We start from the raw sequence: 25274 nt of genomic DNA, 5'->3' as shown, positions 1-25274 counted from the left end.
GCCCCCGGGCATGACCGCCACCGCACCCCGCCCGCGACTGGCCAAGGCCCCCCAGGACACGCACCCGGCACGCGGCCCCCGCCTGCCGGTGCGGCTCCTGCCCCTGACCCCCGCGGTCGTCCTCCTGCTCCTCTTCCTCGCCGGCCCGATCGCCTACTGCGTCTACATCGCCTTCACGGATCTCCAGCTGACCGGCCAGGCCCGGGAGTCGTTCGTCGGCTTCGCCAACTTCACCCGGGCCTTCGGGGACGAGGCGTTCCTCAACGCCGTATGGCTGACACTGGTGTTCACGGTCGTGTCGTCCCTCATCGGGCAGAACACCCTCGGCCTGGCTCTCGCCGCGCTGATGCAGCGCGCGTCGAAACCGGTGCGCACCCTCACCGGCGGCATCGTGGTCACGGCGTGGGTCCTGCCGGAGGTCGTCGCCGGCTTCCTCCTCTACGCCTTCTTCCGCCGCGAGGGCACCTTGAACGCCGTCCTGGACTGGCTGCACCTGCCCTCCCAGAACTGGCTGTTCACCCTGCCGATCCTGGCGGTGTCCTTCGCCAACGTCTGGCGCGGCACGGCCTTCTCGATGCTGGTCTACTCGGCCGCGCTGAACGAGATCCCCAAGGAGATCACCGAGGCGGCGGAGGTCGACGGAGCCGGGGGCTGGCGTCGCATGTGGCACATCACCCTGCCGATGATCCGCCGCTCCATCGGCACGAACCTGATGCTCAACACGTTGCAGACCCTCTCGGTCTTCGGCCTGATCTGGGTGATGACGAGAGGCGGTCCGGGCGGCCGGAGCCAGACCCTGCCCCTGTTCATGTACGAGCAGGCCTTCCAGAACAGCCTCATCGGCTACGGCACGGCGGTCGCCCTGCTGCTGCTCCTGGTCGGCTCGCTCTTCTCCCTCGTCTACCTGCGCCTGCTGCGGACGGAGGTCTGACACGCATGGCCCTCACCCTCACGACCCGCCGCACGACGCGCCGCCTGGCGGCGGACGCGGGCCTCCTGGTGGTCGCCGCCGCGTTCGTACTCCCCCTGGTCTGGGTGGTCCTGTCGGCCCTGGACCCGCACGCGGGGCTGCGGGTGAAGACACCCGACGGCCTGACCCTCGACAACTTCGACGCGATCCTCACCCCCGAAATCACCTTCACCCCCCTCGTCAACAGCATGATCCTGTGCGGCGGCGCGACCCTGCTGACGGTGGTCTGCGCGGCCCTGGCCGCCTACCCGCTCTCCCGCTTCCGCTCCCGCTTCAACCGTCCGTTCCTGCTGACGATCCTCTTCGCCACGAGCCTGCCCATCACCGCGATCATGGTTCCGGTCTACGCGCTCTTCGTCCAAGTGGACCTGATCGACACCATGCACGGCACGATCTTCTTCTTCGCCGCATCCCAACTGCCGTTCGCCATCTGGCTGATGAAGAACTTCATGGACGGCGTGCCGAAGGAACTGGAGGAGGCCGCCTGGACGGACGGGGCGTCGGCGTTCCAATCCCTGATCCGTATCGTGCTGCCCCTGATGGGCCCGGGCGTGGCCGTGGTGACGGTCTTCTCCTTCGTCATGATGTGGGGCAACTTCTTCGTCCCCTTCATGCTCCTGCTCACCCCCGACCAGATGCCGGCATCGGTCAGCATCAACGACTTCTTCGGAAACCGGGGCATGGTGGCGTACGGCCAGCTGGCGGCGTTCTCCCTCGTCTACTCGACCCCGGTGATCCTGCTGTACGTACTCATCGCACGGCGCCTGGGAGGGGGCTTCGCACTGGGCGGGGCGGTCAAGGGCTGAACGGTGGGTCTCCGCAGGGGGCCGCGCCCGTGGTTCAGCCGGCCGTCTCCTCCGGCAGGACCCCCGCCCGGAAGGGCTCGACTCCCTCCAGCCTCCGCACCCGCGTCGGTTCGATGAGCAACATCACCCGGCGCTCCCCCGGCAGCAGCCACGGGTAGCGGTCCTCGCCGAGGTACTTCCGCGCGAGCCGGTCCATCGCCCGCTCCGCGGCCTCCCCCTCCACGAATTGCACGACCTTCCCGCGGATCTCGGCGCGGTCGTACGGGTTCGCGGGGTCGTGGTGGGACAGCGAAACGTACGGATTGCGCCGCAGATTCTCCTCCTTCACCCGCCCCACCGAGGTGTTGACCATGACGTACTCCCCTTCGATGTCCGCCCACATGGGCGACACCTGAGGCGCCCCGTCCGCCCCCACCGTCGCGAGGTGCCAGAAGTTCGGCGCGAGAAGACGCTCGCGAATATGCCCGTTGAGCTTGCCGTTCACGTGACGCACTGCCTTTCCGGACCCGCGATCACCGGGTCCGGCGCCATCCTCGCCCGCACACCCGTCCGCCCGACAGACGATCTTCAGCCCCGCTCGAACCCGCCGGTAGCCGTAGCTTCCTACAATCCGTGATCCTGGCCGAACAGACCGTAGTCGGCACGGCCCCGCGCCCCTAGCTTGTGGCGCGTGCGCCGACCTTCACCCCATCCGAGCGAGCCCTCCCCCACGACGCCTCCGCCCTTCAACGCCCCCGCCGCCCGCCGCCTGCGTGCCGCCCTCGGCATGACCCCCGAGCACGTCGCGTACGGCATGCGCGTCTCGTACGGGCACCCGCACGTCTCCCCGGACCATGTCATCGCCTGGGAACGCGGGGCCACGGCCCCGTCCGACTCCGAACTCACCGCCCTCGCGGGCGTGCTGTGGTGCTCGCCCGCCGAACTCATCGGCAGACCGCGCACCCTGCGCGAGCACCGCATCGCCCGCTGCCTCGCCCCGGAGGACGTGGCCCGGGCCGTGGGGCACGACCTGCATGCGTACCTGCGCATGGAGGAGACCGACACCTGGCGCGGCACGGACCGCCAGTCCGCCGCCCTGGCCGACCTGCTCGGGCTCGGCCTGCCCGACTTCGTCACCGTCACGGGCCGGAACACCAAGCTCGGCGACCTGCTGCGCAGCGCCGCCACCACCCGCTGGCAGGCCTACGTCCGCCCGGTGGCCAAACTCGTACCCCTGGACCGGCGGTACCTGGAGGCCGTTCTGCAGGCCCTGCACGAGGACTACCAGGGTCACATGGCCGCCACCCTGAGCTGGGGCGGTGGCAGCGGTGACGCGGGCGGCGCCGGACAGGACTTCATGGACCGGATCGTGGAGCACTTCTGGACGAAGCTCCAGGACGACACCGGCCCGGAGGCCGGCCGGCAGACCGGCTTCTAGAAGACCGACTCGGCCTCGTCCATCCGGTCCTTCGGCACCGTCTTCAGCTCGGTCACGGCCTCCGCCAGCGGGACCATCACGACGTCGGTCCCGCGCAGGGCGGTCATCCTGCCGAACTCGCCCTGGTGCGCGGCCTCCACCGCGTGCCAGCCGAACCGCGTGGCGAGCACCCGGTCGTAGGCGGTCGGCACACCCCCGCGCTGGATGTGGCCGAGGATGACCGGCTTGGCCTCCTTGCCGAGGCGCCGCTCCAGCTCGTGGGCGAGGGCGGTGCCGATGCCCTGGAAGCGCTCGTGGCCGAACTTGTCTATGGCGCCCTTGTTGTAGTCCATGGAGCCGTCGGCGGGGTGGGCGCCCTCGGCGACGCAGACCACCGCGAACTTCTTGCCGCGGGCGAACCGCTCCTCGACCATCTTCACGAGGTCGGCCGGGTCGAACGGCCGCTCCGGCAGGCAGATCCCGTGCGCACCGGCCGCCATGCCGGACTCCAGGGCGATCCAGCCGGCGTGCCGGCCCATGACCTCCACGACCATCACCCGCTGGTGGGACTCGGCGGTGGTCTTCAGCCGGTCCATCGCCTCGGTGGCGACACCCACGGCGGTGTCGAAACCGAAGGTACGGTCCGTGGAGGAGATGTCGTTGTCGATCGTCTTGGGGACGCCCACGACGGGCAGGCCCGCGTCGCTCAGCATGCGCGCGGCCGTCAGCGTGCCCTCGCCGCCGATCGGGATCAGCGCGTCGATGCCGAACTCGTGGATCATGTCGGAGGCGTTCTCGCAGGCCTCCCGGAGCCGGTCGCGCTCCAGCCGGGACGACCCGAGGATGGTGCCTCCACGGGCGAGGATGCCGCTGACCGCGTTCAGGTCGAGGGAGCGGTAGCGGCCGTCGAGCAGGCCCGCATAACCGTCCTCGAAGCCGATGACCTCGTCGCCGTAATTGTCGACCGCCCGGTGCACGACCGACCGGATCACGGCGTTCAGGCCGGGGCAGTCGCCGCCTGCGGTGAGAACTCCGATACGCATCGTGCTGTGTCTCCTGCTCGCTGTTGACACCGGTGAGCCACTGTCGATTGTTTCACGCTCCACAGCCCGGTGCGGCACCCGACTCTGATGGGCGCCTTATCTAGCGGCAGAGGTATTGTCAAGAGGGTTCTGCTCACCTCGGTGGGCGATTTTTGTGCCCGTGGCTGGAAAGCCGTGGGTGTGAGGCCTCCCCCCACTCGAGACGAAACGGAGAGCGCGCGTGACCCGCAGCGTGTACGTGACCGGCATCGACCGCGGCGACGGACGGCAGGTCGTCGAACTGGGGGTCATGGAACTCCTCACCCGGCAGGTCGACCGGGTCGGTGTGTTCCGCCCCCTGGTCCACGACGGGCCCGACCGCCTCTTCGAGCTGCTGCGCGCCCGCTACCGGCTCACCCAGGACCCGGCGACCGTCTACGGCATGGACTACCACGAGGCGTCCGCGCTGCAGGCCGAGGCCGGCACGGACGAGCTGGTGTCCACCCTCGTCGACCGTTTCCACCGGGTCGCCCGCGACTACGACGTCGTCCTGGTCCTCGGCACCGACTACGCGGGCACCCAGCTCCCGGACGAGCTGTCGCTCAACGCCCGGCTGGCGAACGAGTTCGGCGCGTCCGTGATCCCGGTCGTCGGCGGCCGCAAGCAGACCGTGGAGTCCGTGCTCGCCGAGACGCGCAACGCCTACCGCGCCTACGGCACGCTGGGCTGCGACGTCCTGGCCATGGTCGCCAACCGGGTGGCCCGCGAGGACCGCGACGAGATCGCCGGCCAGCTCGACTCCCGGCTGCCCGTGCCCTGTTACGTCCTGCCCGACGAACCCGCGCTGTCCGCGCCGACCGTCTCGCAGATCGGCCACACCCTCGGCGCCAAGGTGGTGCTCGGCGACGACTCGGGGCTCGCCCGGGACGTGCTCGGCTTCGTCTTCGGCGGCGCGATGCTGCCGAACTTCCTGGGCGCCCTGACCCCGGGCTGCCTCGTCGTCACCCCGGGCGACCGCGCCGACCTGGTCGTCGGCGCGCTCGCCGCGCACAGCGCCGGTACCCCGCCCATAGCGGGTGTGCTGCTCACCCTCGACGAGGTGCCCGGCGACCACATCCTCACGCTCGCCGACCGCCTCGCCCCGGGCACCCCGGTGCTGTCGGTGGCGGGCACCAGCTTCCCCACCGCCGAGCAGCTGTTCTCCCTGGAGGGCAAGCTCAACGCGGCCACCCCGCGCAAGGCGGAACGGGCCCTCGGCCTGTTCGAGCGCTACGCCGACACCGGCGATCTCGCGCGCCGCGTCTCCGCGCCGAGCAGCGACCGCGTCACCCCGATGATGTTCGAGCACAAGCTGCTGGAGCAGGCCCGCTCCGACCTGCGCCGGGTCGTCCTGCCCGAGGGCACCGAGGAGCGCGTGCTGCACGCCGCCGAGGTGCTGCTGCGCCGGGGCGTGTGCGAGCTGACCCTGCTCGGCCCCGTCGACCAGATCCGCAAGAAGGCCGCCGACCTCGGCGTCGACCTCGGCGAGTCCCAGCTGATCGACCCGGCCGCCTCCGACCTGCGCGACGCCTTCGCCGAGAAGTACGCGGCCCTGCGCGCCCACCGGGGCGTCACCGTGGAGCTGGCCTACGACGTCGTCTCGGACGTGAACTACTTCGGCACGCTGATGGTCCAGGAGGGCCTCGCCGACGGCATGGTGTCCGGCTCGGTGCACTCCACGGCCGCGACGATCCGTCCGGCCTTCGAGATCATCAAGACCAAGCCGGACGCCGACATCGTCTCGTCCGTGTTCTTCATGTGCCTGGCCGACAAGGTCCTCGTCTACGGCGACTGCGCGGTCAACCCGGACCCGAACGCCGAGCAGCTCGCCGACATCGCCATCCAGTCGGCGACGACCGCCGAGCAGTTCGGTGTGGAGCCGCGGATCGCGATGCTGTCGTACTCCACCGGCACCTCCGGCTCCGGCGCCGACGTCGACAAGGTGCGCGAGGCCACCGAACTCGTGCGCTCGCGCCGGCCCGACCTGAAGATCGAGGGCCCGATCCAGTACGACGCCGCCGTGGAGCCGTCCGTCGCGGCGACCAAGCTGCCCGGCTCCGAGGTCGCCGGGCAGGCGAGCGTGCTGATCTTCCCCGACCTGAACACCGGCAACAACACCTACAAGGCCGTGCAGCGCTCGGCCGGCGCGATCGCCGTCGGCCCGGTGCTGCAGGGCCTGCGCAAGCCGGTCAACGACCTGTCCCGGGGCGCCATGGTCTCGGACATCGTGAACACCGTCGCCATCACGGCGATCCAGGCCCAGTCCCCGGCCCCGAGCGAGAAGGCGACCGCCCAGTGAGCAGCCCGACCCGTGTCCTCGTCCTCAACTCCGGCTCCTCGTCGGTGAAGTACCAGCTGCTCGACATGCGCGACAGCAGCCGGCTGGCGGTGGGTCTGGTCGAGCGCATCGGCGAGCAGACCTCCCGCCTGAAGCACACCCCGGCCGGCGGTGAGAGCCGGGAGCGCGGCGGTGCGATCGCCGACCACGACGCCGCCCTGAAGGCCGTGGCCGAGGAGCTCGCCAAGGACGGCCTCGGCCTGGACTCGACCGAACTGGCCGCGATCGGGCACCGGGTGGTGCACGGCGGCAAGTCCTTCACCGAGCCGACCGTGATCGACGAAGCCGTGCTCGCCGAGATCGAGCGCCTCATCCCGGTGGCCCCGCTGCACAACCCCGCCAACCTCACCGGGATCCGCACGGCCCGGGCCCTGCGGCCCGACCTGCCGCAGGTCGCCGTCTTCGACACCGCTTTCCACACGACGATGCCGGAGTCGGCCGCCCGCTACGCGATCGACGTGAAGACGGCCGACGAGCACCGCATCCGCCGCTACGGCTTCCACGGCACCTCCCACGCCTACGTCTCCCGCGCCACGGCGGAGCTGCTGGGCAAGGACCCCGCCGAGACGAACGTGATCGTGCTGCACCTGGGCAACGGGGCGTCGGCGTCGGCCGTGCGGGGCGGACGCTGCGTGGACACCTCCATGGGGCTGACGCCTTTGGAGGGGCTCGTGATGGGTACGCGCTCGGGAGACATGGACCCGGCCGTCATCTTCCATTTGATGCGTGTTGGTGGAATGTCCGCCGACGAGATCGACACTCTTCTCAACAAGAAGAGCGGTCTGACCGGTCTGTGCGGTGACAACGACATGAGGGAGATCCGCCGCCGCGTCGACGAGGGTGACGAGCAGGCGCAGCTGGCGTTCGACATCTACATTCACCGGCTGAAGAAGTACATCGGCGCCTATTACGCCGTACTCGGGCGGGTGGACGCGGTCGCCTTCACCGCCGGTGTCGGCGAGAACGCGGCGCCCGTGCGGGAGGCCGCCCTGGCGGGCCTGGAGGAGCTGGGCCTGGCGGTGGACGGCGAGCGCAACGCCGTACGGGGGGACGAGGCGCGGCTGATCTCGCCGGACGGCGCCCGGGTCGCGGTGGCGGTGGTCCCTACGGACGAGGAATTGGAGATCGCGACACAGACCTACGCGCTGGTAATTGGTTCGGGGAATCACACCTGAGCGGCATCCCGCCCTTTTGTATTTTCCGCCAGACGGAATATTCCGTTGCGAAACAAACCGATAGGATCGCCCCCATGCGCCGTTCGAAAATCGTCTGTACTCTCGGCCCCGCGGTCGACTCCCACGATCAGCTTGTCGCGCTGATCGAAGCCGGCATGAACGTGGCCCGCTTCAACTTCAGCCACGGCTCGCACGCCGAGCACCAGGGCAGGTACGACCGGGTCCGTGCCGCCGCCAAGGAAACCGGCCGGGCCATCGGTGTCCTCGCCGACCTCCAGGGCCCCAAGATCCGTCTGGAGACCTTCGCCGAGGGGCCCGTGGAGCTGGTGCGCGGTGACGAGTTCACCATCACCACCGAGGACGTCCCGGGCGACAAGACGATCTGCGGGACGACCTACAAGGGCCTGCCCGGCGACGTCACCAAGGGCGACCAGGTGCTCATCAACGACGGCAACGTCGAGCTGAAGGTCACCGAGGTCGAGGGCCCCCGGGTGAAGACGATCGTCATCGAGGGCGGCGTCATCTCCGACCACAAGGGCATCAACCTGCCCGGCGCGGCCGTCAACGTGCCCGCGCTGAGCGAGAAGGACATCGAGGACCTCCGCTTCGCGCTGCGCATGGGCTGCGACCTGGTCGCGCTGTCCTTCGTCCGCGACGCCAAGGACGTCCAGGACGTGCACCGCATCATGGACGAGGAGGGCCGCCGCGTCCCGGTCATCGCCAAGGTGGAGAAGCCGCAGGCGGTGCAGAACATGGAGGACGTCGTGATGGCGTTCGACGGTGTGATGGTCGCCCGTGGTGACCTGGCCGTCGAGTACCCGCTCGAGAAGGTCCCCATGGTGCAGAAGCGCCTGATCGAGCTGTGCCGGCGCAACGCCAAGCCGGTGATCGTGGCGACCCAGATGATGGAGTCGATGATCACCAACTCCCGTCCGACCCGCGCCGAGGCCTCCGACGTGGCCAACGCGATCCTGGACGGTGCCGACGCGGTCATGCTGTCCGCCGAGTCGAGCGTGGGCGCGTACCCGATCGAGACCGTGAAGACGATGTCGAAGATCGTCACCGCGGCCGAGCAGGAGCTGATGTCCAAGGGGCTCCAGCCGCTCGTCCCGGGCAAGAAGCCGCGTACGCAGGGCGGTTCGGTGGCCCGTGCGGCCTGCGAGATCGCCGACTTCCTCGGCGGCCGGGGCCTGGTGGCCTTCACCCAGTCCGGCGACACCGCCCGCCGTCTCTCCCGCTACCGCGCGGTCCAGCCGATCATCGCCTTCACCACCGACGAGGGCACCCGCAACCAGATGGCGCTGAGCTGGGGCGTGGAGCCGTACGTGGTGCCGTTCGTCAACAGCACCGACGAGATGGTCGACCTGGTGGAGCAGGAGCTGGTGAAGCTCAACCGCTTCAACGAGGGCGACATCGTGGTCATCACCGCCGGTTCGCCCCCCGGCGTGCCCGGCACCACCAACATGGTGCGCGTCCACCACCTGGGCGAGGCCAAGGGCTGAACCGTCCAGGGCCGTGAAGGGCCCGTGAACGGCACCGAGGGCGCCCCCTGGGATCCAGGGGGCGCCCTCGGTGTGTGCGGCTCCCGAACGGGCTCTGAGGGGCGCTCAGTCGGTGACGAAGTTGTGCAGCCCGGGCACGTGCAGGGTCCCGCCGAACTGGCCGGCCTGCTGCACCTTCACGTTGGTGAAGTAGATCAGCGGGATGTTCAGCGGCGGCGGGTGCTCCGGGTCGAAGGTGATGGGGATCAGCCCGAGCAGGTTGCCGGAGATGCTCTCCGTGTACATCACGGTGTCGCCGTCGCGGATCGTGGACGTCGAGCCCTTGGCCGCCTGCACGTGGTAGGTCTTGCCGGACTGCTTGTCCTTGACCGTCTGGTGCAGGTCGCCGATGTCGGTGCCGCCGGAGATGACGTACTTCAGCACCTTCTTGACGGTGCCGTTGGCGGTCCGCACCTCGACGATGCCCTGGTAGTCGGCGCCCTTCAGCGTCAGCGAGCTGGCGTTGAGGAACCACGGGTCGTCGGGCAGCGGCACCTTGTTGTCGACGCCGCCCTCGGCGTCGGTGGCGGCCGGGCAGTCGTCGGGGTCCGTGGTGGCGCTCGGGGAGGGGCTGGGCGAGGCGGTGGCCTCCTCCGCCTTCTCCGCCGCCTCCTCGGCCGCCTTCTCGACGGCCTTGGTGGTGTCCTCCACCGTCTTGCCGGTGTCCTTCACCGCGTCGGACGCCTTGCCGGTGGTGTCCTTGACGGTGTCCTCGACCGTGCCCGCGGCCTCTTCGGTCGCTTCCCGCTCGGCACCGGAGGCGTCCTCGGCCGGCTTCTCGGTGCTCTCCGACGCCGAGGCCGACGGGGTCGGGCCGGGGCTCGCCCCGTCCTTGTTCCCGCCGTCGAAGATGCCGCCGATCGCGTCGCCGATGTCCTCCAGCACGTTGCCGCCGCTCTCGGACGGCGAGGGGGACGGAGTGGCCTCCGCGTCGTCGCCGCCCGTGGCGGGCGCGCTCGGGGACGGGGTCGGCTTCGGCTCGGCCTTGTCGTCGGAACCTGAATCCGACGAAGAGGAACCGCCGTTGTCCGCGTCCGTGCCGCCCGACGGGGACGGCTCCGGGGCCGTGTCGTCCTTCTCGTCCGTCGCGCCGTCGCTCGCCGAGGGGGACGGCGTGGGCGAGGCGGACTCCTCGCCCTTGGAGTCCTTGTCGGAGTCCTCCAGGGCCGCCACGCAGTCCTTGTACTCGTCGGCCGTCAGGCTCTTCGACGTCGGGGCCGCCGGGGTGTCGCTGTCGGCGATGGCGAGCGTCGACGTGAAGCCCATTCCCATGAGCACCGCCGTCGGCATCGCCGCCATGGCTATCGCCTTGCCGGTCGGCCTGCTGAACCTGGTGAACAGCGGCTTCTTGGGTGCCGCGTGGCGCGGCCCGGTTCTCACACGGGACGCCCCCACATCAGCCCCGTGAGTCACCTCGTCAGCCGGCACTGTGCCTCCCGTTCGCCCCGTTGGCCGGGTTCGTTCCTGACAGATCGTTCGGCTCGTCCACCCCGTCCACGGGCCGCAGCACCGTGGTGTCGTGGTCGGTGGCCTCGGGAGTCCCGCCCGTGCCGGTGCTGGCCATGGCGGCGGGCTGTCCCGCGGGCGGTGCGCCCGGCGCCCAGGCCACGGCCATCGCCCCGCCCACGAGGGCGAGGAGGAAGCCGACGAGGAAACCGCCGAGGTTGGACACGGGGATGGACACCAGCGCCAGCAGGATCGCCGCGACTCCCGCGAAGACGCGGACGTGCTTCTGGAACCAGAGGCTGACGCCCAGTACGACGAGCAGCACGCCGATGATCAGGGACCCGGCACCCGCGGTGGTCGCCATCGCCAGCGTCAGGTGACCGATCTGGAGGTTCGCGTACGGGAAGTAGGCGATGGGCAGTCCACTCAGGAGGACCATCAGCCCGGCCCAGAACGGCCGCTCACCCCGCCAGGCGCGGAACTGCTGCCTCCGGACGGTGAACTGGCCGGTGGCGGCAGGAGTCTCGGCGCTCATGGAAAAACAGCTCCCTGGTACAGCGTTGCTGTGGTGGTGATGTGGGCCCCGCGTGAAGGCGCGGCCGGAAGGTGGACGGGCGGGGGCGCCACCGGCTCCCCCGCCCGTCATCGAGTGCTTAGTAGCACTCCTTGACACCCGTCGACAGCGACATCTTCAGGCCGCTGAGCTTGAAGGTTCCGGCGGTGGTCGCCCACGCCGTCTGCTTCACGTCGGACAGGATCGCCCGGTCCGCCTGCTGGGCGAAGCCGTACGGATTCGCCGACTCGCCCTTCCTCATGGCCGGACCCTTGCTGGCGTCCTTGGCGGCCACACCGATGTCGATGTTCTCGAACGTCGCGTCGGCGCTGAGGTCGGCGACGTCGATGTAGAGGTTCTGGGCCTCGACCGGCTTCGCACCCTGACCCGCACGCAGGATCAGGCTGACGTTCCCGAGCACCGGAATGTTCGGGGTGACGACCGACTGGCACAGGTTCTTGATCGTCGCCTGCTTGAACGACGAGACGGCGACCGGGTGGACGGCCTTCTTGCCGTCCATCGTGTAACCCTCGTCGAGGGCGCCGTACTGCGAGAAGCCCGTACCGACGAGCTGGTCGGTCGTGACCTTGAACGACTGCCCGGAGACACTGAACGACGCGGCGAGAGCGCCCTGCGCGAGGGCGACACCTATCGCAGCCGTGGCGGCGACGCTGGGCACCATGACCACAGCGAACCGCTTCCATCTGGTCCCGCCACGCACCTGGGACTCCATATTTCCTCCTTCTCGGACGTACATCTCCTGACCTGGCTCGCCCCGAATCGCGGCTCAGCCGTGCAGGGATGGGAGAAGTGCTACGTCCTCGGGAAGGAGAGCGCCTGCACTCGGCGGCGCAACTCGCGCCCGAATCACCGGCGATCACCCCCGAGCGACAACCACTGGTCGCGCCTGACACGCATCACGCACAACCCTGCTGGACAGGCTTCGCCGAGCGGGCGAAGACCCCCCTGTCCAAGAGCCGGCGCCACTGCCGCCGGCTCTGCTCGGTGGGGACCCAGGATGTCCCGCGACCCAACCGGCTGCCGGGGTACGGGATTGGACCGAGCGTGGCCGATCGTGGTGCATTCTCGCCGCCCGCACAAGGGGGTTCGTTACTCGCTAGTAACGGCCGGATAACCGAACAACGACCCATCGGTCTCGGCCGACGACACAGGGTGGTGCCGAACAGCTGTACAAAGCTGTTGATCGATGGACAGAATCCGACAGATCAACGCCTGTGACTTACTCGTAGTAACAGCGGCCGCGTTTACCAAGTTTTGGTAAAACGCGGCCGCAGTGACCCTCTGTCGGCAAACTTTTCACGCGGGCACCACATGCCCGCGCGTTTAACGACTGGTCAGAACAGGGCGCGCGCCAGAGCCCTGCGCGCCGCGATCACGCGCGGGTCGTCGGGCCCGACGACCTCGAACAGCTCCAGCAGCCGCATCCGGACGGCATCCCGGTCGTCACCCACCGTGCGCTGCACGGTCTCGATGAGCCGGCCGAACGCGTCCTCGACATGGCCACCCACCAGATCCAGGTCGGCGGCGGCGATCTGCGCCTGCACATCGGCCGGCTTGTCGGCCGCGTCCCGGCGCACCTGCTGCGGGTCGACGCCCTGCACCCGCTGGAGCAGCTCGGCCTGGGCGAGGCCCAGTTTGGCCTCCTCGTTGCCCGGGTCCTCGTTCAGTACGTTCTTGTACGCCTGGACGGCGCCCGACAGGTCGCCCGAGTCCAGCGCCTGCACGGCGGCCTCGAGGAGCCCGTCGTGCGGACCGGCCGGCCGCTCGTCGACCGCCGGGGCGCCACCCGGCTCGGCTTCGGGGTCGACGGTGAGACCGGTCAGGCCGAAGCGCTGCTCGCCGACCTGCACCAGCTGGTCCAGCGTCTGCCGGATCTGCGCCTCATCCGCCGCCCCCTGGAAGAGCGGCAGCGCCTGCCCCGCGACGACCGCGAACACCGCGGGGATTCCCTGGATGCCGAACTGCTGCATCAGCATCTGGTTGGCGTCGACGTCGATCTTGGCGAGCAGGAAGCGGCCGTTGTACTCGACGGCCAGCCGCTCCAGGACCGGGCTGAGCTGCTTGCAGGGCTCACACCACTCGGCCCAGAAGTCGATGACGACGGGCACCTCGGCGGAACGCTGCAGGACGTCCCGCTCGAACCCCGCCTCATCGACGTCGATGACGAGATCGGCCGGGGAGATCGCGCCCGTCCCGCCCTCCCGGGCGGACTGCGCGCGCGCCTGCTCCGCCTTCGCCTTGGCCTCCTGGGCCGCCTTCACCGCGGCGAGGTCGACGACTCCGCTCATGGACATGTTCCGTGGCTGCATGCGCCTATCCTCCCCCGTACTGCGCGCGCGTGTGAAAAACGGTGTGAAAGCCAGGCCGGTCCGGTGCCTTTCGGCGCCGGGTCCCCACCCCACGCCGGGTGTGTCGAGGCCCGTGTACGTCCGTCACGGGCTTTCGCTACGAGTCGTAGCGTAATGCCACACCGGGGCGCCGGGACACCACCCCCCGGTGATCTCCCTCACGGCCACACAGGAACCGCCGGTTTATGGTCGGAAGATGCACAGCCGCAGCCCAGCCAGCCGCACCGGGCGCCCGCGCAGCGCCGCGGCGGACGCCGCGATCCTGGCCGCGACACGCGAGGCTCTGGTGGAACTGGGCTGGTCCAAGCTCTCCCTGGGAGACGTCGCGGCCCGCGCCGGGGTTGCGAAAACGACGATCTACCGCCGCTGGCCGGGCAAGAACGAACTGGTCGTCGACGCGGTCGCGGAACTCTTCGACGAGCTGGAACTCCCCGACCGCGGCTCCCTGGCCGCCGACATCGAGGGCGTCGTCCTCCAGTTCGCCACGATCCTGGCTCTTCCGGAGGCGAGAAGCGGCCTGATGGCGGTCGTGGCGGAAGCCACCCGCGACGAGGCCCTGCGGGAACGCATCCGGGCCTCGGTCGTCGACCGCCAGAAGCGCCTGGTCCTGGAGGGCCGCGCACGGGCCCAGGCCCGCGGGGAACTCCCTGCGGAACCGGACCCCGCCTCATCCGCCCGCACCGTCGACCTGATCTTCGACATGGTGGCGGGAGCGGTGGTCCACCGCACCCTGGTGAGCGCGGAACCCGCGGACGAGGAATGGGTCCGCAGGTTCACCAGGGTGCTGCTGCACGGGCTGGGCAGTCAGGGCCCCCAGGGGGCGTCCACCTAGAACCCGGCGGGTTCGGTGTACACCCCCCACTCGTCCCGCAGGACCCCGCAGATCTCCCCGAGCGTCGCCTCCGCCCGCACCGCGTCCAGCATGGGCTCGATCATGTTCCCGCCGTCCCGGGCGGCGGCGAGCATGCCCTCCAGCGCCGCACGGACCCGCGCGTCGTCCCGTCCGGCCTTCCGCCCGCCCAGCGCCCGGACCTGCTCGCGCTCGACCTCGTGGCTGACCCGCAGGATCTCCAGATCCCCGGTCACCGACCCGGTGTGCACATTGACCCCGACGACCTTCTTGTCGCCCTTCTCCAGCGCCTGCTGGTACCGGAACGCCGACTCGGCGATCTCCCCGGTGAACCAGCCGTCCTCGATTCCGCGCAGGATCCCGGAGGTGATCGGGCCGATGGGGTGCTGCCCGTCGGGGTGTGCCCGCAGCCCGCGCTCCTTGATCTGCTCGAAGATCTTCTCCGCGTCCGCCTCTATCCGGTCGGTCAGCTGCTCGACGTACCAGGAACCGCCCAGCGGGTCGGCCACGTTGGCGACGCCGGTCTCCTCCATCAGCACCTGCTGCGTGCGCAGCGCGATCTCCGCGGCCTGCTCGCTCGGCAGGGCGAGGGTCTCGTCGAGCGCGTTGGTGTGCAGCGAGTTCGTCCCGCCGAGGACGGCCGCCAGGGCCTCCACGGCCGTGCGTACGACGTTGTTGTACGGCTGTTGCGCGGTGAGGGAGACGCCCGCGGTCTGGGTGTGGAAGCGCAGCCACTGGGCCTTCTCGGACCTGGCTCCGTAGACGTCGCGCATCCAGCGGGCCCAGATCCGCCGGGCCGCCCGGAACTTCGCGATCTCCTCGAAGAAGTCGAGGTGCGCGTCGAAGAAGAAGGACAGGCCGGGGGCGAAGACGTCCACGTCCAGCCCTCGCGAGAGGCCCAGCTCGACGTACCCGAAACCGTCCGCCAGCGTGTACGCCAGCTCCTGCGCGGCCGTCGACCCGGCCTCGCGGATGTGGTAGCCGGAGACGGACAGCGGCTTGTAGGCGGGGATGCCGGCCGCGCAGTACTCCATGAGGTCGCCGATGAGCCGCAGATGCGGCTCGGGCTGGAAGAGCCACTCCTTCTGGGCGATGTACTCCTTGAAGATGTCCGTCTGGAGCGTGCCGTTCAGGACGGACGGGTCGACGCCCTGCCGCTCGGCTGCGACCAGGTACATGCAGAAGACGGGGACGGCCGGGCCGCTGATGGTCATCGACGTCGTGACGTCACCCAGCGGGATGTCCTGGAACAGGACCTCCATGTCGGCCGCCGAGTCGATGGCGACACCGCAGTGCCCGACCTCGCCCAGCGAGCGGGGGTCGTCGGAGTCGCGGCCCATGAGCGTCGGCATGTCGAAGGCGACCGAGAGCCCGCCTCCGCCGTTGCGGAGGATCATCTTGTAGCGCTCGTTGGTCTGCTCGGCGTTGCCGAACCCGGCGAACTGCCGGATGGTCCACGTCCGCCCTCGGTAGCCGGTCGCGTACAGGCCACGGGTGAAGGGGTACTCCCCCGGCCAGCCGATCCGCTCGAACCCGTCGTAGGTGTCACCGGGCCGCGGCCCGTACACCGGCTCCACGGGGTCGCCGGAGAGCGTGGTGAAATCGGCCTCGCGCTTGCGCGCGGCGTCGTACCGGGCCTGCCAGCGGCGGCGGCCCTCCTCGATGGCGTCAGCGTCCATACCCCCGAATTTACTTGGACGTCCTAGTAAATGTCGATGGCTGACGGGAGTGACCTGGCGAACGGGTGAGGGCGACCGCCGCACGCACCTGTGCGGCGGCGGGCGCCGGACCGCGCCTACGCCTTGGCGGGCGCGGGCGAGTCCTCCGCGAGCCGGGACTCCAGCTCACGGCTGATCTTGCGCTCCACGAAGAACGCGGCCGTCGGAACGGTCCCGGCGAGCAGCACCCAGATCTGCTTGCCCACCGGCCACTTCGCCTTGGAACCCAGGTCGAAGGCGAAGACCAGGTACACGACGTACAGCCAGCCGTGCGCGATGCTGACGACGCGCGTGAAGTCGGCCGCGCCGTTCAGGTCGAGCACATACTTGCCGATCATGCCGAAGGTCAGCAGGACCAGCAGCACGCCGGTGACGTAGGCCATCACGCGATAGCGGGTCAGCACGCTCTTTTTCATGCGGTCGAGCGTAACGACCCGTTCCGGCGGATCTTGCCCCGGGTCACTCCTCCTCGAAGTCGCCCGCCGAGACGCGCAGCGGCCGCAGCATCGCGAAGATCTCCGCGCACTCCTCCGCGTCGTACACCCCGAGCCCGAAGTCCATCGCCATCAGGTCGCGGGTGGCCGACTCGACGACCTCGCGGCCCTTGTCGGTGATGCTGGCGAGGGTGCCGCGGCCGTCGTTCGGGTTGGGCCGCTTGCCGACCAGGCCCGACCGCACCAGCCGGTCCACGGTGTTCGTCACGGACGTGGGGTGCACCATGAGGCGCTCGCCGATCTTGGACATCGGCAGCTCGCCGGACTTGGAGAAGGTGAGCAGCACCAGCGCCTCGTAGCGCGCGAACGTCAGCCCGTACGGCCTGACCACCGCGTCGACCTCGGCGAGGAGGATCTGCTGGGCACGCATGATCGAGGTGATCGCGGCCATGGACGGCACGTTTCCCCAGCGCTGCTTCCAGCGTTCGTCGGCGCGCGCGATCGGATCGAAGGAGAGACTGAGCGGCTTCGGCACGAACCCGACCTTACCGGCCGGTCACATGGTGGTCAGCCCTGTCTCGCCCTTCGGGCGAGCGGCACCGGTTCCGGTACGAGGGCGCGGCGCGACCATGTCCTTTCCATGGCGTTTCATTCCAATGTGTAACGATTGGCGTCCCCTTCGTCACGGCACGTCACCACCCCCCAGGGAGCGGCATGACCCGGCTGATCCACGCCCTCGCGGCCCTCGCGGCGCTCGGTCTCGCCGCGGGCTGCTCCTCCGGCACCGACACGGCGTCCGACGTCGAGGCCAGGAAGGCCGGCTACGCGGCCGGCTCCTCCCCCTTCTGGGTCGACCCCGAGAGCCCCGCGGCCCGGCAGGCGCGGCTCTGGCAGCGGCAGGGCCGCGGGCAGGACGCCGAGCTGATCCGGCGCATCGCCGACCGGCCGGTCGCGCTGTGGCCGGCGGGCGAGATCGACCCGGCACCGATGGTGAAGGCGGCGGCCTCGGCGGCGAGCCGGGAGGGGAAGACCGCGGTCTTCGTCGCGTACAACATCCCGCACCGGGACTGCGGCCAGCATTCGGCGGGCGGGGCGGCGGACGGGAACGCCTACCGCGAGTGGATCGAAAAGTTCGCCGGCGCCCTCGGCGAGGCCGAGGCCCTGGTCGTCCTGGAGCCCGACGCGGTCGCGCACGTCGTGGACGGCTGCACCCCCGGCGAGTACCACGCCGAGCGCGAGCAACTGCTCGGCGAGGCGATCGCCCGGCTCAAGCAGCAGCCGAACACCAAGGTGTACCTGGACGCGGGCAACGCGGACTGGATCCAGGAGTCGGCCAAGCTGGTGGAGCCGCTGAAGCGGGCCGGGATCGAGCAGGCCGACGGCTTCGCGCTCAACGTCTCCAACTTCCAGACGACCGAGGTGACCACCATGTACGGCGTGCGGCTCGCCGAGGCCCTCGGCGGCAAGCACTTCGTGGTCGACACCAGCCGCAACGGCAGCGGGCCCCTGCCCGGCGTGTGGTGCAACCCGCCGGGCAGGGCGCTCGGCACCCCGCCGACGACCGGCACCGGCGAACCCGTCGTGGACGCCTTCCTGTGGGTGAAGCGGCCCGGGGAGTCGGACGGGACCTGCGAGGGCGGGCCGGCCGCCGGGCGCTGGTGGCCGGAGTACGCCCTGGAGCTGGCCCGCAACGCCGAGGACTGACCCGGGCCCCGCTCACTCCACGTGGACCCACTTGGCCCGTGAGGGCGTGCCCTCGGCGTCCGTGACGAACAGCATGTACCAGCCGGGCGGCACCAGCGCCGGGTCGCGCGGCACCTCGAACGTCACGGCGCCACCCTTCCTGGTGATGTCCAGCGCGATGGAGCGCTGCTCGACGTCGGTCGTGTGCGTGACCGCGCTGGGCCGCATCAGCCGGGCCTCGGCCACACGCTCCGGGTGGTCCGTGCGGAACGTGATGCGGTGGTCGTCGTCCAGCGTCTGCGGCCCGTCCTTCAGCGCGGGGCGGTTCCGGGCGTTCTTGTGCAGCGAGGGCGGGGTGAAGATCTCCATGCGCTGCTCGAAGTGGCCCAGCTTGGTGTTCTGCTGATCGTCGAAGAGCGGGTCGGAGCCGAACGTGGCGACCCGGCCGTCGGGCAGCAGCAGTGCCTCGGAGTGGTAGTTGCGGCCCACCTCCGGCGAGGCGGCCTCCCGGAAGGCGTTGCTCTTCGGGTCGTAGAACTGCGCCTTGAGGATGTTGCTGGCGCTGCGGCCGCGGTAGTCCCTGGAGCCGTTGGCGGTGAACACGGTGTCGTCCGGCATGATCACGCTGTTCAGATAGCGGGTGCCCTGCGGCAGGTCGGGGCCGTCCTCGAAGGCCGGGTTGTCCTTCTTCAGGTCCACGACGGCGGTGCGGGGGGTGGACTTCTTCGACTCGCCGACGCCACCCCCGCCGAGGATCATCACCTTCTGGTCCTGCGCCGGGGGCAGCAGCACCGAGGCCGAGGTCTCCGTCTGGTCGAGGTCCGTCAGGCCCGGCACCTTCTCGAACGTGTTCGTCTCCAGGTCCCACAGTCCCGGCGCGCGCCCCTGGTCGGCGGGCCCGTAACCGGCGTTGGAGGCGGGGTAGAACAGCTTGCCGCCCTTGGTGAGGAACAGCGCCGGGTACGTCGGGAAGTACCGCTTGGGTCCCGGTGACCACTTCTTGGTCTCCGGGTCGTAGATCTCGTTGTCGCCCGGATCGATCATGCCCACGTCGTCGAGGCCGGACACCGCGAGGACCCGGCCGTCGTCGAGGCCCACGAGCGTCGGGTACCAGCGGGCCTTCTGCATGGGGTCGACGGGGACGTACTTCTCGGCCTTCGGGTCGAACTCGTATGCGGCGCGGATGCCCTGGAAGTCCTGCTTGTCGAGGGTGATCTTCTCCGACAGGCCGTAGGTGTTCTCGGCGGCCCTGCCCTTCAGGCCGACGACCTCGTACTGCGCCTGCTTCTCGGTGGCCGACAGCGGGCCCTTGTCCACGGCCTCCACGAAGACGCGGGCCTCGGCGGCGGTGACCTTGGTCTTCCAGGGCTGCATCGCGCCACGGCTGTTGTACGTGACCTTGAAGCCGCGCTTGGCCTTGGGGACGGTGACGTCGAACCGGGTGACGTACTCGACGCCGGCCGGGGAGCGGAAGCGGGTGCCCTTCTTGAGGAACACCGCCTTGTCCGGGTTCTCGTTCTTCACGCGCATGCCGCCGCCGGCCCGGGTCACCTCGCCGTCGAGGAGTTCGTAGCGGGCGGTTCCGCCGGCCACCAGCAAACGGCCGTCGGGGAGCTGCGCGTGGCCGGCGCAGAAGAAGTCCTCCGGGGTGGGGATCTTCTTGAAGGTGTTCTTCTCCGGGTCCCACAGGACGGTGTCGAACTCGCCCTTGTCGAACTTGCGCTGCTCGTTGCCCGACCCGGCGACGATCAGCACCTTGCCGGTGTGCAGCAGGGCCGCGTGGATGGCGTTGGTGCGGTACTCGTCGGGGATGTCGAGCCGGCTCCAGGAGCCGTACGCGGCCTTGTACTCGGGCTGGGCGATCTCGTACGCGTGGTACTGCTCGGAGACGAAGTCCACTGCGGCCGGGGCGTTGAGGCTTGCCAGGACCGCGATGCCGCCGATGCCCAGGACGGTCTTCTTGGTCTTCTGCGAGAGCTGGTAGGCCATGGCCTAGTTGCCTCCTGTCGTGGTGCCGGAGACCGGGGCCGCCGCCGGGGACGCGGCGGCGAGCGCCGGCGCGGGCTCCTTGCTTTCGGGCACGCGCGCGTGCGCGGTCGCGGGCGCCTGGGCGGGCTGCGGCCGGTGCCCACGCTGCTCCCGCAGCAGCGTGCCGGCCCACACCCCGACCGGCGCCAGGCAGATCGCCACGGCGAGGACGGCCCAGGTGCGCATCGCCGCGTGCGTGTGGTCCAGGGCGGCCGACGCGGCCAGGGACGTGGCCAGCAGGGCCGCCCAGAAGAGGTGGATGCGGAAGGTGGCGGGCTGGTCGGGGCTGGCGTCGCCGCCCTTGGGCGTGACGACGAAACGGCTGGGGCGGCACATCAGGGCCTCGCCGAGGGACTTGAGGTAGATCGGCGCGGACAGGGCCGACATCGCCATGCCGGCCAGGCCGCCCGAGCCCTCCGGTTCGTGCGGGGAGACGTTGTGCCGGCGGTTCCACAGGTACAGGCCGATCTGGAGCGCGGCGGCGTCGCTGTAGAGCATCATCCACACCGAAGCGGAGACCTGGGTACCGGAGGCGCCGAACCAGAGGAAGAGGAAGCAGCTGAGGATGCCGAGCAGCCAGTTGACGGCCGTCATCGGGTAGTAGACGAGCATGAGGGTGTAGGACAGCAGGCGGCCCGGCGGCATGCTGAAGGGCGCCTTCCAGTACTGCCGGAGGAGCGTCTCGTAGGTGCCGCGCGACCAGCGCATCTGCTGGGTGAAGAAGTCGGTCCAGGAGGCGGGGCCCTCGCCGACGGCGAGCACGTCCGGGGTGTAGACGGAGCACCAGTGGCGGCCCGTCGCCGGATTGCGGTGCCGGTGCAGCTCGAAGCCCGTGGCCATGTCCTCGGTGATGGAGTCGTACAGGCCGCCGATCTGTTTGACGGCGGTGATGCGTACGACGTTGTTGGTGCCGACGAACATGGGGGCGCGGTAGCGGTTGCCGGCGCGCTGGATCAGGGCGTGGAAAAGGAACTGCTGCGACTCGGCGGCCTTGGTGACGGGGTTGTCGTAGTTCCCGTACACCTGCGGCCCCACGACGAAGGCCACGTCCGGGTCGCGGAAGTAGCCCAGCATCCGCTCCAGGTAGTCCGGGTGCGGGACGTGGTCGGTGTCGACGGACGCGAAGAAGTCGTACGCGTCGCCGTGCAGCGCGATCCAGGCGTTGTAGTTGCCGTGCTTGGTGCGGGCCTTGTGGGCGCCCTTGGAGCGGTTCCACTCCGGGACGCCGAGCCGCGTGAAGTGCCGTACGCCGAGTTCCGCGCACAGGGCCCTGGCCCGGTCGTCGTCGCCCTCGTCGAGGAGCCAGACGTCGAGGTGGCCGGTGTGGTGGATGCGGACGGCTCCCTCCAGGGTCGCGCGGACCATGGCGAGGGGCTCCTTGCCGGGCACGTACGTGGTGAGGAAGGCGACGCGCGTGCCGGGTTCAGGGACGACGGGGACGGGGTCACGGGCGACCATCGTGGCGTGGGCGACGGAGGCGACGTTGACGAGCATGAAGAGTTCGATGAGCCCGATGGAGATCAGCATGGTGACGTCGAGGCCGATGAGCCAGCGTTCGGCGCCCTCGCGTTCCACCCAGTGGGAGGGCCAGACAAGGTAGACCAGCAGGGCACCGGTGAGCAGCGGGGCGAGGCTCATCAGGAGGACGGCTCGTATTCGGCGGGGCTCGCGGGAGAGGAGCGAGGCGTACTGGACCCGGTACGCCGCACCGGACGGCTTCGTGAGCGGTCCGGCGAGTCGGCTGTAGGAGTCGTAGTCGTAGCCCTCCGTCCGCACAGCACCCTCCAGATGATCGACGTGATCGAAGCGCGACACCCCGATACCCATACGAAAGTGGACCTTTGGTCCGGTGTCGAACTGGGGGCGTCCAGGCGGGTGGGGGCACGCGCGCGCTGCGACGGGGGCCCCACGACGAGAACCCCGGCCTCACGGGGCCGGGGTTCTCGTCGTCACTGCTGTGCTCGGCGCCTACTCGGCGAGGTGCCGCTCCACGGTCTCCACCTTGGACGTGAGGCCGTCGGTCACTCCGGGGCGGATGTCCGCCTTGAGGACGAGGGAGACCCGGGGTGCCCGCCGCTCGACCGCGGCGACCGCGCGCCGGACGACGTCCATGACCTCGTCCCACTCTCCTTCGACGGAGGTGAACATCGCGTCGGTACGGTTCGGCAGTCCCGACTCCCGCACCACCCGCACGGCGTCGGCGACGTACTCCCCCACGTCCTCACCGACGCCCAGCGGCGTCACGGAGAAGGCGACGATCACGCGCCGACCACGCCTTCCTGGCGAGCCCGGGAGGCGATGACCGCGTCCTCGGCCTCACGCCGCAGCTTGCGCTCGGCGAAGAACCCGCCGGCGGGCAGCACCGAGAGGACGAAGTACAGCGCGGCGGTCTTCACGGGCCACTTCGCCCGGTTCCACGCGTCGGCCCAGAAGATCACGTACAGGACGAACAGCACCCCGTGCACCATGCCCATCACCGGCACGGCGTTGAAGTCCGTGGTCCGCTTCAGCACGGAGCAGACCAGCAGGAGAAGGAAGGAGATCGCCTCGGGGGCCGAGACCAGGCGGAGGCGGCGGATGGCGGTGGCGGTCTTGATGTCCACGGGTCACCTTCGGTGGGAGAGACGCGGCGGTCTGGACGAGCTGAACGGCTTGTACGGGTCCGACGGTTTGTGAACGCACGCACAAGCGTCCCGCCCATTGTGGCAAACCGCCGCGGCCCCCGGCGCCCAGGGGTGCGGTCAGGGTCGTTCTCCTCCTACGGGCCCTGTCCGCGGGGGCCGGCCTGCGGCTACCTTCCAGTCGTGGCGATGTTCCGACTTCAGAGCAGCAAGGTGCTCGCCGTCGACATGACCGGGGATGCCGTGAAAGCGAAGAACGGCTCGATGGTCGCGTACGACGGGGAGATGGCCTTCAAGAAGCTCAGCGGCGGCGGCGAGGGCATCCGGGGCATGGTGACCCGGCGGCTGACCGGTGAGCAGATGACGTTGATGGAGGTGAAGGGGCGCGGGACCTGCTGGTTCGCGGATCGCGCCTCCGAGATCAACCTGGTCGCCGTCCAGGGCGACAAGCTCTACGTCGAGTCGAGCAACCTGCTCGCGACCGACGGCGGGCTGCGCACGGGGACGGAGTTCACCGGCCTTCGGGGTGCCTCGCAGGGCAACGGACTGTTCACGACGACCGTCGAGGGCCACGGCCAGGCGGCGATCATGTCGGACGGCCCGGCGGTGGTGCTGCGGGTGAGCGCGCAGTACCCGCTGACCGTCGACCCGGGGGCGTACGTGGCGCACCAGGGCAACCTGCGGCAGTCCTTCCAGTCGGGTGTGACATTCCGCACGCTGCTCGGGGAGGGCGGCGGCGAGGCCTTCCAGATGCGGTTCGAGGGGGACGGTCTGGTGTACGTGCAGCCGAGCGAGCGGAACACGATCGCGGGAGACGTGTGAGATGGCCTTCCGGGAGATCAACGGAAAAGTGGTCGAGGCGACGGTCGCGCCGGGACAGAGGCTGTTCAGTCAGCGCGGCGCGATGCTCGCCTACAAGGGCGAGGTGTCGTTCACTCCCAACAGGGCGGGCGGCCAGGGCGGGGTCATGTCGATGATCGGACGCCGGGTCGCCGACGAGGACACCCCCCTGATGACCGTCGAGGGCAGCGGCACGGTCCTCTTCGGGCACGGCGGACACCACATCCAGGTGATCCGGCTGACCGGCGACACGCTGTACGTGGAGGCGGACCGTCTCCTGGCCTTCGAGGGCTCGCTCCAGCAGGGCACGATGTTCCTCGGCTCACAGGGCGGCGTCATGGGCATGGTGCGGGGCCAGGTCAGCGGTCAGGGCCTGTTCACGACGACGCTGAAGGGGCAGGGGGCCGTCGCGGTCATGGCCCACGGCGGCGTCATCGAGATCCCGATCACCCCGCAGCGGCCGGTCCATGTGGACCCGCAGGCCTACGTCGCCCACCACGGCGACGTCCGCAACAAGCTGTCCACGGCCCTCGGCTGGCGGGACATGGTGGGCCGCGGCTCGGGCGAGGCGTTCCAGCTGGAGCTCAGCGGCAGCGGTGCGGTGTACGTCCAGGCGTCGGAGGAGAAGCTGTGAGCACGTACGGAACCCCGGGCCCCGGCCCCATGGTCTTCGACCCCGCGACGCTGCCGCCCGACGACAACGTCAACGCGTACACCTTCTGCGTGGAGCTCAAGGGGAGCCAGTGGTTCCTGCAGAAGGGGAAGATGATCGCCTACTACGGCTCGATCGACTTCAACGGCGTCGGGCACGGCCGGCTGGACCGTCTCGTCCGCACGTCCTTCCATTCGCCACTGCACGCGAGCGACTGGGTCGTGGCGGAGGGATCGGGCAAGATGCTCCTCGCCGACCGGGCCTTCGACGTGAATTCGTACGATCTGGAAGACGGCAACCTGACCATTCGCTCGGGCAACCTGCTCGCTTTTCAGCCAACTCTGGCACTGAAGCAATCAATCGTGCCGGGTTTTCTGACCCTCATCGGAACCGGAAAGTTCGTGGCCGCGTCGAACGGGCCGGTGGTGTTCATGGAACCCCCGATCCGGGTCGACCCCCAGGCCCTGGTCGGCTGGGCCGACTGCCCCTCCCCGTGCCACCACTACGACCACGGGTACATGACCGGCGTCATGGGCGGTCTACGTGCACTGACGGGCCTCGGCGGGGCCTCCGGCGAGGAGCACCAGTTCGAGTTCGTCGGCGCCGGGACGGTACTGCTCCAGTCGTCCGAGACCCTGATGGCCGAGCAGGCCACGGGGGCCGTTCCGCACCAGGCCGGAGTGCCCGGCGGTGGGGCGCACAGTCCCCAGGCGGGGCAGTCCGGCGTACCGCGCCTTCCCGGACAGCTGGGGGACCTCCAGCGTCGCTTCGGGCTGTGAGCGGTAGTCTGCGG

Annotated in this window: 24 protein-coding genes; 11 read left to right on the top strand and 13 right to left on the bottom strand. The window is 69.9% G+C overall.

Translation table 11 applies throughout. The features are described 5' to 3' along the window. Positions 1–10 precede the first annotated feature (10 nt). Both IO24_RS0129420 and IO24_RS0129415 read left to right on the top strand, forming a co-directional pair. On the top strand, positions 11–931 hold the full coding sequence (locus tag IO24_RS0129420; protein ID WP_031140807.1) for a carbohydrate ABC transporter permease: 921 nt from the start codon (positions 11–13) through the stop codon (positions 929–931). Positions 932–936: 5 nt separating this feature from the next. Beyond that, positions 937–1776, top strand: coding sequence for a carbohydrate ABC transporter permease (locus IO24_RS0129415; RefSeq protein WP_031140805.1), 840 nt, complete (start codon positions 937–939; stop codon positions 1774–1776). 34 nt (positions 1777–1810) lie between these two features. On the opposite strand, the gene IO24_RS0129410 is transcribed toward IO24_RS0129415, so the two are convergent. After that, positions 1811–2260 (bottom strand): PPOX class F420-dependent oxidoreductase, encoded by a 450-nt coding sequence (locus IO24_RS0129410; protein ID WP_037668736.1) that lies wholly within the window; start codon positions 2258–2260, stop codon positions 1811–1813. A gap of 177 nt (positions 2261–2437) precedes the next feature. Here IO24_RS0129410 and IO24_RS0129405 point away from each other — a divergent pair, with 177 nt between their 5' ends. Then, positions 2438–3193, top strand: a complete 756-nt coding sequence (locus tag IO24_RS0129405; RefSeq protein WP_045296653.1) for a helix-turn-helix domain-containing protein — start codon at positions 2438–2440, stop codon at positions 3191–3193. Here the strand turns inward: IO24_RS0129405 and IO24_RS0129400 are convergent. Further along, a complete protein-coding gene (locus IO24_RS0129400; RefSeq protein WP_031140800.1) occupies positions 3190–4215 on the bottom strand; it encodes an ATP-dependent 6-phosphofructokinase in 1026 nt (341 codons plus the stop codon). The genes IO24_RS0129405 and IO24_RS0129400 overlap by 4 nt on opposite strands. A gap of 220 nt (positions 4216–4435) precedes the next feature. Here IO24_RS0129400 and pta point away from each other — a divergent pair, with 220 nt between their 5' ends. The 3 genes from pta (at position 4436) to pyk (ending at position 9248) form a co-directional block, all read left to right on the top strand. Next, entirely contained in the window at positions 4436–6532 is a 2097-nt protein-coding gene (gene pta / locus IO24_RS0129395; RefSeq protein ID WP_031140798.1) for a phosphate acetyltransferase, read from the top strand. Continuing rightward, positions 6529–7746 (top strand): acetate kinase, encoded by a 1218-nt coding sequence (locus IO24_RS0129390; RefSeq protein ID WP_031140796.1) that lies wholly within the window; start codon positions 6529–6531, stop codon positions 7744–7746. The genes pta and IO24_RS0129390 overlap by 4 nt, the downstream gene beginning before the upstream one ends. 74 nt (positions 7747–7820) lie before the next feature. After that, positions 7821–9248, top strand: a complete 1428-nt coding sequence (pyk, locus tag IO24_RS0129385; protein ID WP_031140794.1) for a pyruvate kinase — start codon at positions 7821–7823, stop codon at positions 9246–9248. A gap of 105 nt (positions 9249–9353) precedes the next feature. Here the strand turns inward: pyk and IO24_RS0129380 are convergent, their stop codons facing one another. The 4 genes from IO24_RS0129380 to IO24_RS0129365 form a co-directional block, all read right to left on the bottom strand. Continuing rightward, complete coding sequence (locus IO24_RS0129380; protein WP_031140792.1) at positions 9354–10715, bottom strand: hypothetical protein; 1362 nt, start codon at positions 10713–10715, stop codon at positions 9354–9356. After that, the gene (locus IO24_RS0129375; RefSeq protein ID WP_031140790.1) at positions 10705–11268 is read right to left on the bottom strand and encodes a DUF6114 domain-containing protein; all 564 of its coding nucleotides are present in this window, start codon (positions 11266–11268) and stop codon (positions 10705–10707) included. Before IO24_RS0129375 ends, IO24_RS0129380 begins: the two co-directional genes overlap by 11 nt. Positions 11269–11386: 118 nt before the next feature. Beyond that, complete coding sequence (locus IO24_RS0129370; protein ID WP_031140787.1) at positions 11387–12019, bottom strand: DUF6230 family protein; 633 nt, start codon at positions 12017–12019, stop codon at positions 11387–11389. 622 nt (positions 12020–12641) lie between these two features. After that, positions 12642–13616, bottom strand: a complete 975-nt coding sequence (locus tag IO24_RS0129365) for a tetratricopeptide repeat protein (RefSeq protein ID WP_031140785.1) — start codon at positions 13614–13616, stop codon at positions 12642–12644. 235 nt (positions 13617–13851) lie between these two features. Here IO24_RS0129365 and IO24_RS0129360 point away from each other — a divergent pair, with 235 nt between their 5' ends. Further along, a complete protein-coding gene (locus IO24_RS0129360; protein ID WP_031140783.1) occupies positions 13852–14487 on the top strand; it encodes a TetR/AcrR family transcriptional regulator in 636 nt (211 codons plus the stop codon). Here IO24_RS0129360 and icmA read toward each other — a convergent pair. The 3 genes from icmA to IO24_RS0129345 all read right to left on the bottom strand — a co-directional run bounded on the left by icmA (position 14484) and on the right by IO24_RS0129345 (position 17192). Continuing rightward, positions 14484–16184 carry a coenzyme B12-dependent isobutyryl-CoA mutase large subunit gene (gene icmA, locus IO24_RS0129355; RefSeq protein WP_031140781.1) on the bottom strand — a complete coding sequence of 567 codons (1701 nt, stop codon included), beginning with the start codon at positions 16182–16184 and terminating at the stop codon, positions 14484–14486. The two genes, IO24_RS0129360 and icmA, sit on opposite strands and share 4 nt — an antisense overlap. A gap of 116 nt (positions 16185–16300) precedes the next feature. Next, entirely contained in the window at positions 16301–16639 is a 339-nt protein-coding gene (locus tag IO24_RS0129350; protein WP_031140779.1) for a DUF3817 domain-containing protein, read from the bottom strand. 43 nt (positions 16640–16682) lie between these two features. Further along, a complete protein-coding gene (locus IO24_RS0129345; protein ID WP_031140777.1) occupies positions 16683–17192 on the bottom strand; it encodes a MarR family winged helix-turn-helix transcriptional regulator in 510 nt (169 codons plus the stop codon). Between the two features lie 179 nt (positions 17193–17371). On the opposite strand from IO24_RS0129345, the gene IO24_RS0129340 reads away from it, so the two are divergent. After that, positions 17372–18361 carry a glycoside hydrolase family 6 protein gene (locus IO24_RS0129340; protein ID WP_031140775.1) on the top strand — a complete coding sequence of 330 codons (990 nt, stop codon included), beginning with the start codon at positions 17372–17374 and terminating at the stop codon, positions 18359–18361. A gap of 12 nt (positions 18362–18373) precedes the next feature. Here the strand turns inward: IO24_RS0129340 and glxA are convergent, their stop codons facing one another. The 4 genes from glxA to IO24_RS0129320 all read right to left on the bottom strand — a co-directional run bounded on the left by glxA (position 18374) and on the right by IO24_RS0129320 (position 22971). Beyond that, the gene (gene glxA, locus IO24_RS0129335) at positions 18374–20329 is read right to left on the bottom strand and encodes a radical copper oxidase GlxA (protein WP_031140773.1); all 1956 of its coding nucleotides are present in this window, start codon (positions 20327–20329) and stop codon (positions 18374–18376) included. A 3-nt stretch (positions 20330–20332) separates the two neighbouring features. Next, the gene (locus tag IO24_RS0129330) at positions 20333–22144 is read right to left on the bottom strand and encodes a glycosyltransferase family 2 protein (RefSeq protein ID WP_031140771.1); all 1812 of its coding nucleotides are present in this window, start codon (positions 22142–22144) and stop codon (positions 20333–20335) included. Between the two features lie 192 nt (positions 22145–22336). Beyond that, entirely contained in the window at positions 22337–22630 is a 294-nt protein-coding gene (locus IO24_RS0129325; RefSeq protein WP_030854324.1) for an MTH1187 family thiamine-binding protein, read from the bottom strand. Beyond that, positions 22627–22971: a DUF3817 domain-containing protein gene (locus tag IO24_RS0129320; protein WP_031140769.1), complete on the bottom strand. Its 345-nt coding sequence runs from the start codon at positions 22969–22971 to the stop codon at positions 22627–22629. The genes IO24_RS0129325 and IO24_RS0129320 overlap by 4 nt, the downstream gene beginning before the upstream one ends. Before the next feature lie 207 nt (positions 22972–23178). Here IO24_RS0129320 and IO24_RS0129315 point away from each other — a divergent pair, with 207 nt between their 5' ends. From IO24_RS0129315 to IO24_RS0129305, 3 genes are read left to right on the top strand one after another with little or no spacing between them, the layout of a single operon-like run. Then, positions 23179–23811 (top strand): AIM24 family protein, encoded by a 633-nt coding sequence (locus IO24_RS0129315; RefSeq protein ID WP_031140767.1) that lies wholly within the window; start codon positions 23179–23181, stop codon positions 23809–23811. 1 nt (position 23812) lies between these two features. Beyond that, positions 23813–24463, top strand: a complete 651-nt coding sequence (locus IO24_RS0129310; RefSeq protein ID WP_031140765.1) for an AIM24 family protein — start codon at positions 23813–23815, stop codon at positions 24461–24463. Continuing rightward, the gene (locus IO24_RS0129305) at positions 24460–25260 is read left to right on the top strand and encodes an AIM24 family protein (protein WP_031140763.1); all 801 of its coding nucleotides are present in this window, start codon (positions 24460–24462) and stop codon (positions 25258–25260) included. Before IO24_RS0129310 ends, IO24_RS0129305 begins: the two co-directional genes overlap by 4 nt. Positions 25261–25274 lie beyond the last annotated feature (14 nt).

This window comes from Streptomyces flavovariabilis (genome assembly GCF_000725785.1).
Taxonomy (GTDB): Bacteria; Actinomycetota; Actinomycetes; order Streptomycetales; family Streptomycetaceae; genus Streptomyces; species Streptomyces hawaiiensis.
Note: the sequence above shows the minus strand (reverse complement) of the source record. Positions and strands in the feature narration are given on the sequence as shown.

What these genes read in the sequence shown, in the direction of transcription:
- IO24_RS0129420 (WP_031140807.1), top strand. Translation starts at nt 11, where the DNA reads ATGACCGCCACCGCACCCCGCCCGCGACTGGCCAAGGCCCCCCAGGAC.
- IO24_RS0129415 (WP_031140805.1), top strand. Translation starts at nt 937, where the DNA reads ATGGCCCTCACCCTCACGACCCGCCGCACGACGCGCCGCCTGGCGGCG.
- IO24_RS0129400 (WP_031140800.1), bottom strand. Translation starts at nt 4,215, where the DNA reads ATGCGTATCGGAGTTCTCACCGCAGGCGGCGACTGCCCCGGCCTGAAC.
- pyk (WP_031140794.1), top strand. Translation starts at nt 7,821, where the DNA reads ATGCGCCGTTCGAAAATCGTCTGTACTCTCGGCCCCGCGGTCGACTCC.
- IO24_RS0129375 (WP_031140790.1), bottom strand. Translation starts at nt 11,268, where the DNA reads ATGAGCGCCGAGACTCCTGCCGCCACCGGCCAGTTCACCGTCCGGAGG.
- IO24_RS0129370 (WP_031140787.1), bottom strand. Translation starts at nt 12,019, where the DNA reads ATGGAGTCCCAGGTGCGTGGCGGGACCAGATGGAAGCGGTTCGCTGTG.
- IO24_RS0129365 (WP_031140785.1), bottom strand. Translation starts at nt 13,616, where the DNA reads ATGCAGCCACGGAACATGTCCATGAGCGGAGTCGTCGACCTCGCCGCG.
- IO24_RS0129360 (WP_031140783.1), top strand. Translation starts at nt 13,852, where the DNA reads ATGCACAGCCGCAGCCCAGCCAGCCGCACCGGGCGCCCGCGCAGCGCC.
- icmA (WP_031140781.1), bottom strand. Translation starts at nt 16,184, where the DNA reads ATGGACGCTGACGCCATCGAGGAGGGCCGCCGCCGCTGGCAGGCCCGG.
- IO24_RS0129350 (WP_031140779.1), bottom strand. Translation starts at nt 16,639, where the DNA reads ATGAAAAAGAGCGTGCTGACCCGCTATCGCGTGATGGCCTACGTCACC.
- IO24_RS0129340 (WP_031140775.1), top strand. Translation starts at nt 17,372, where the DNA reads ATGACCCGGCTGATCCACGCCCTCGCGGCCCTCGCGGCGCTCGGTCTC.
- glxA (WP_031140773.1), bottom strand. Translation starts at nt 20,329, where the DNA reads ATGGCCTACCAGCTCTCGCAGAAGACCAAGAAGACCGTCCTGGGCATC.
- IO24_RS0129315 (WP_031140767.1), top strand. Translation starts at nt 23,179, where the DNA reads ATGTTCCGACTTCAGAGCAGCAAGGTGCTCGCCGTCGACATGACCGGG.
- IO24_RS0129310 (WP_031140765.1), top strand. Translation starts at nt 23,813, where the DNA reads ATGGCCTTCCGGGAGATCAACGGAAAAGTGGTCGAGGCGACGGTCGCG.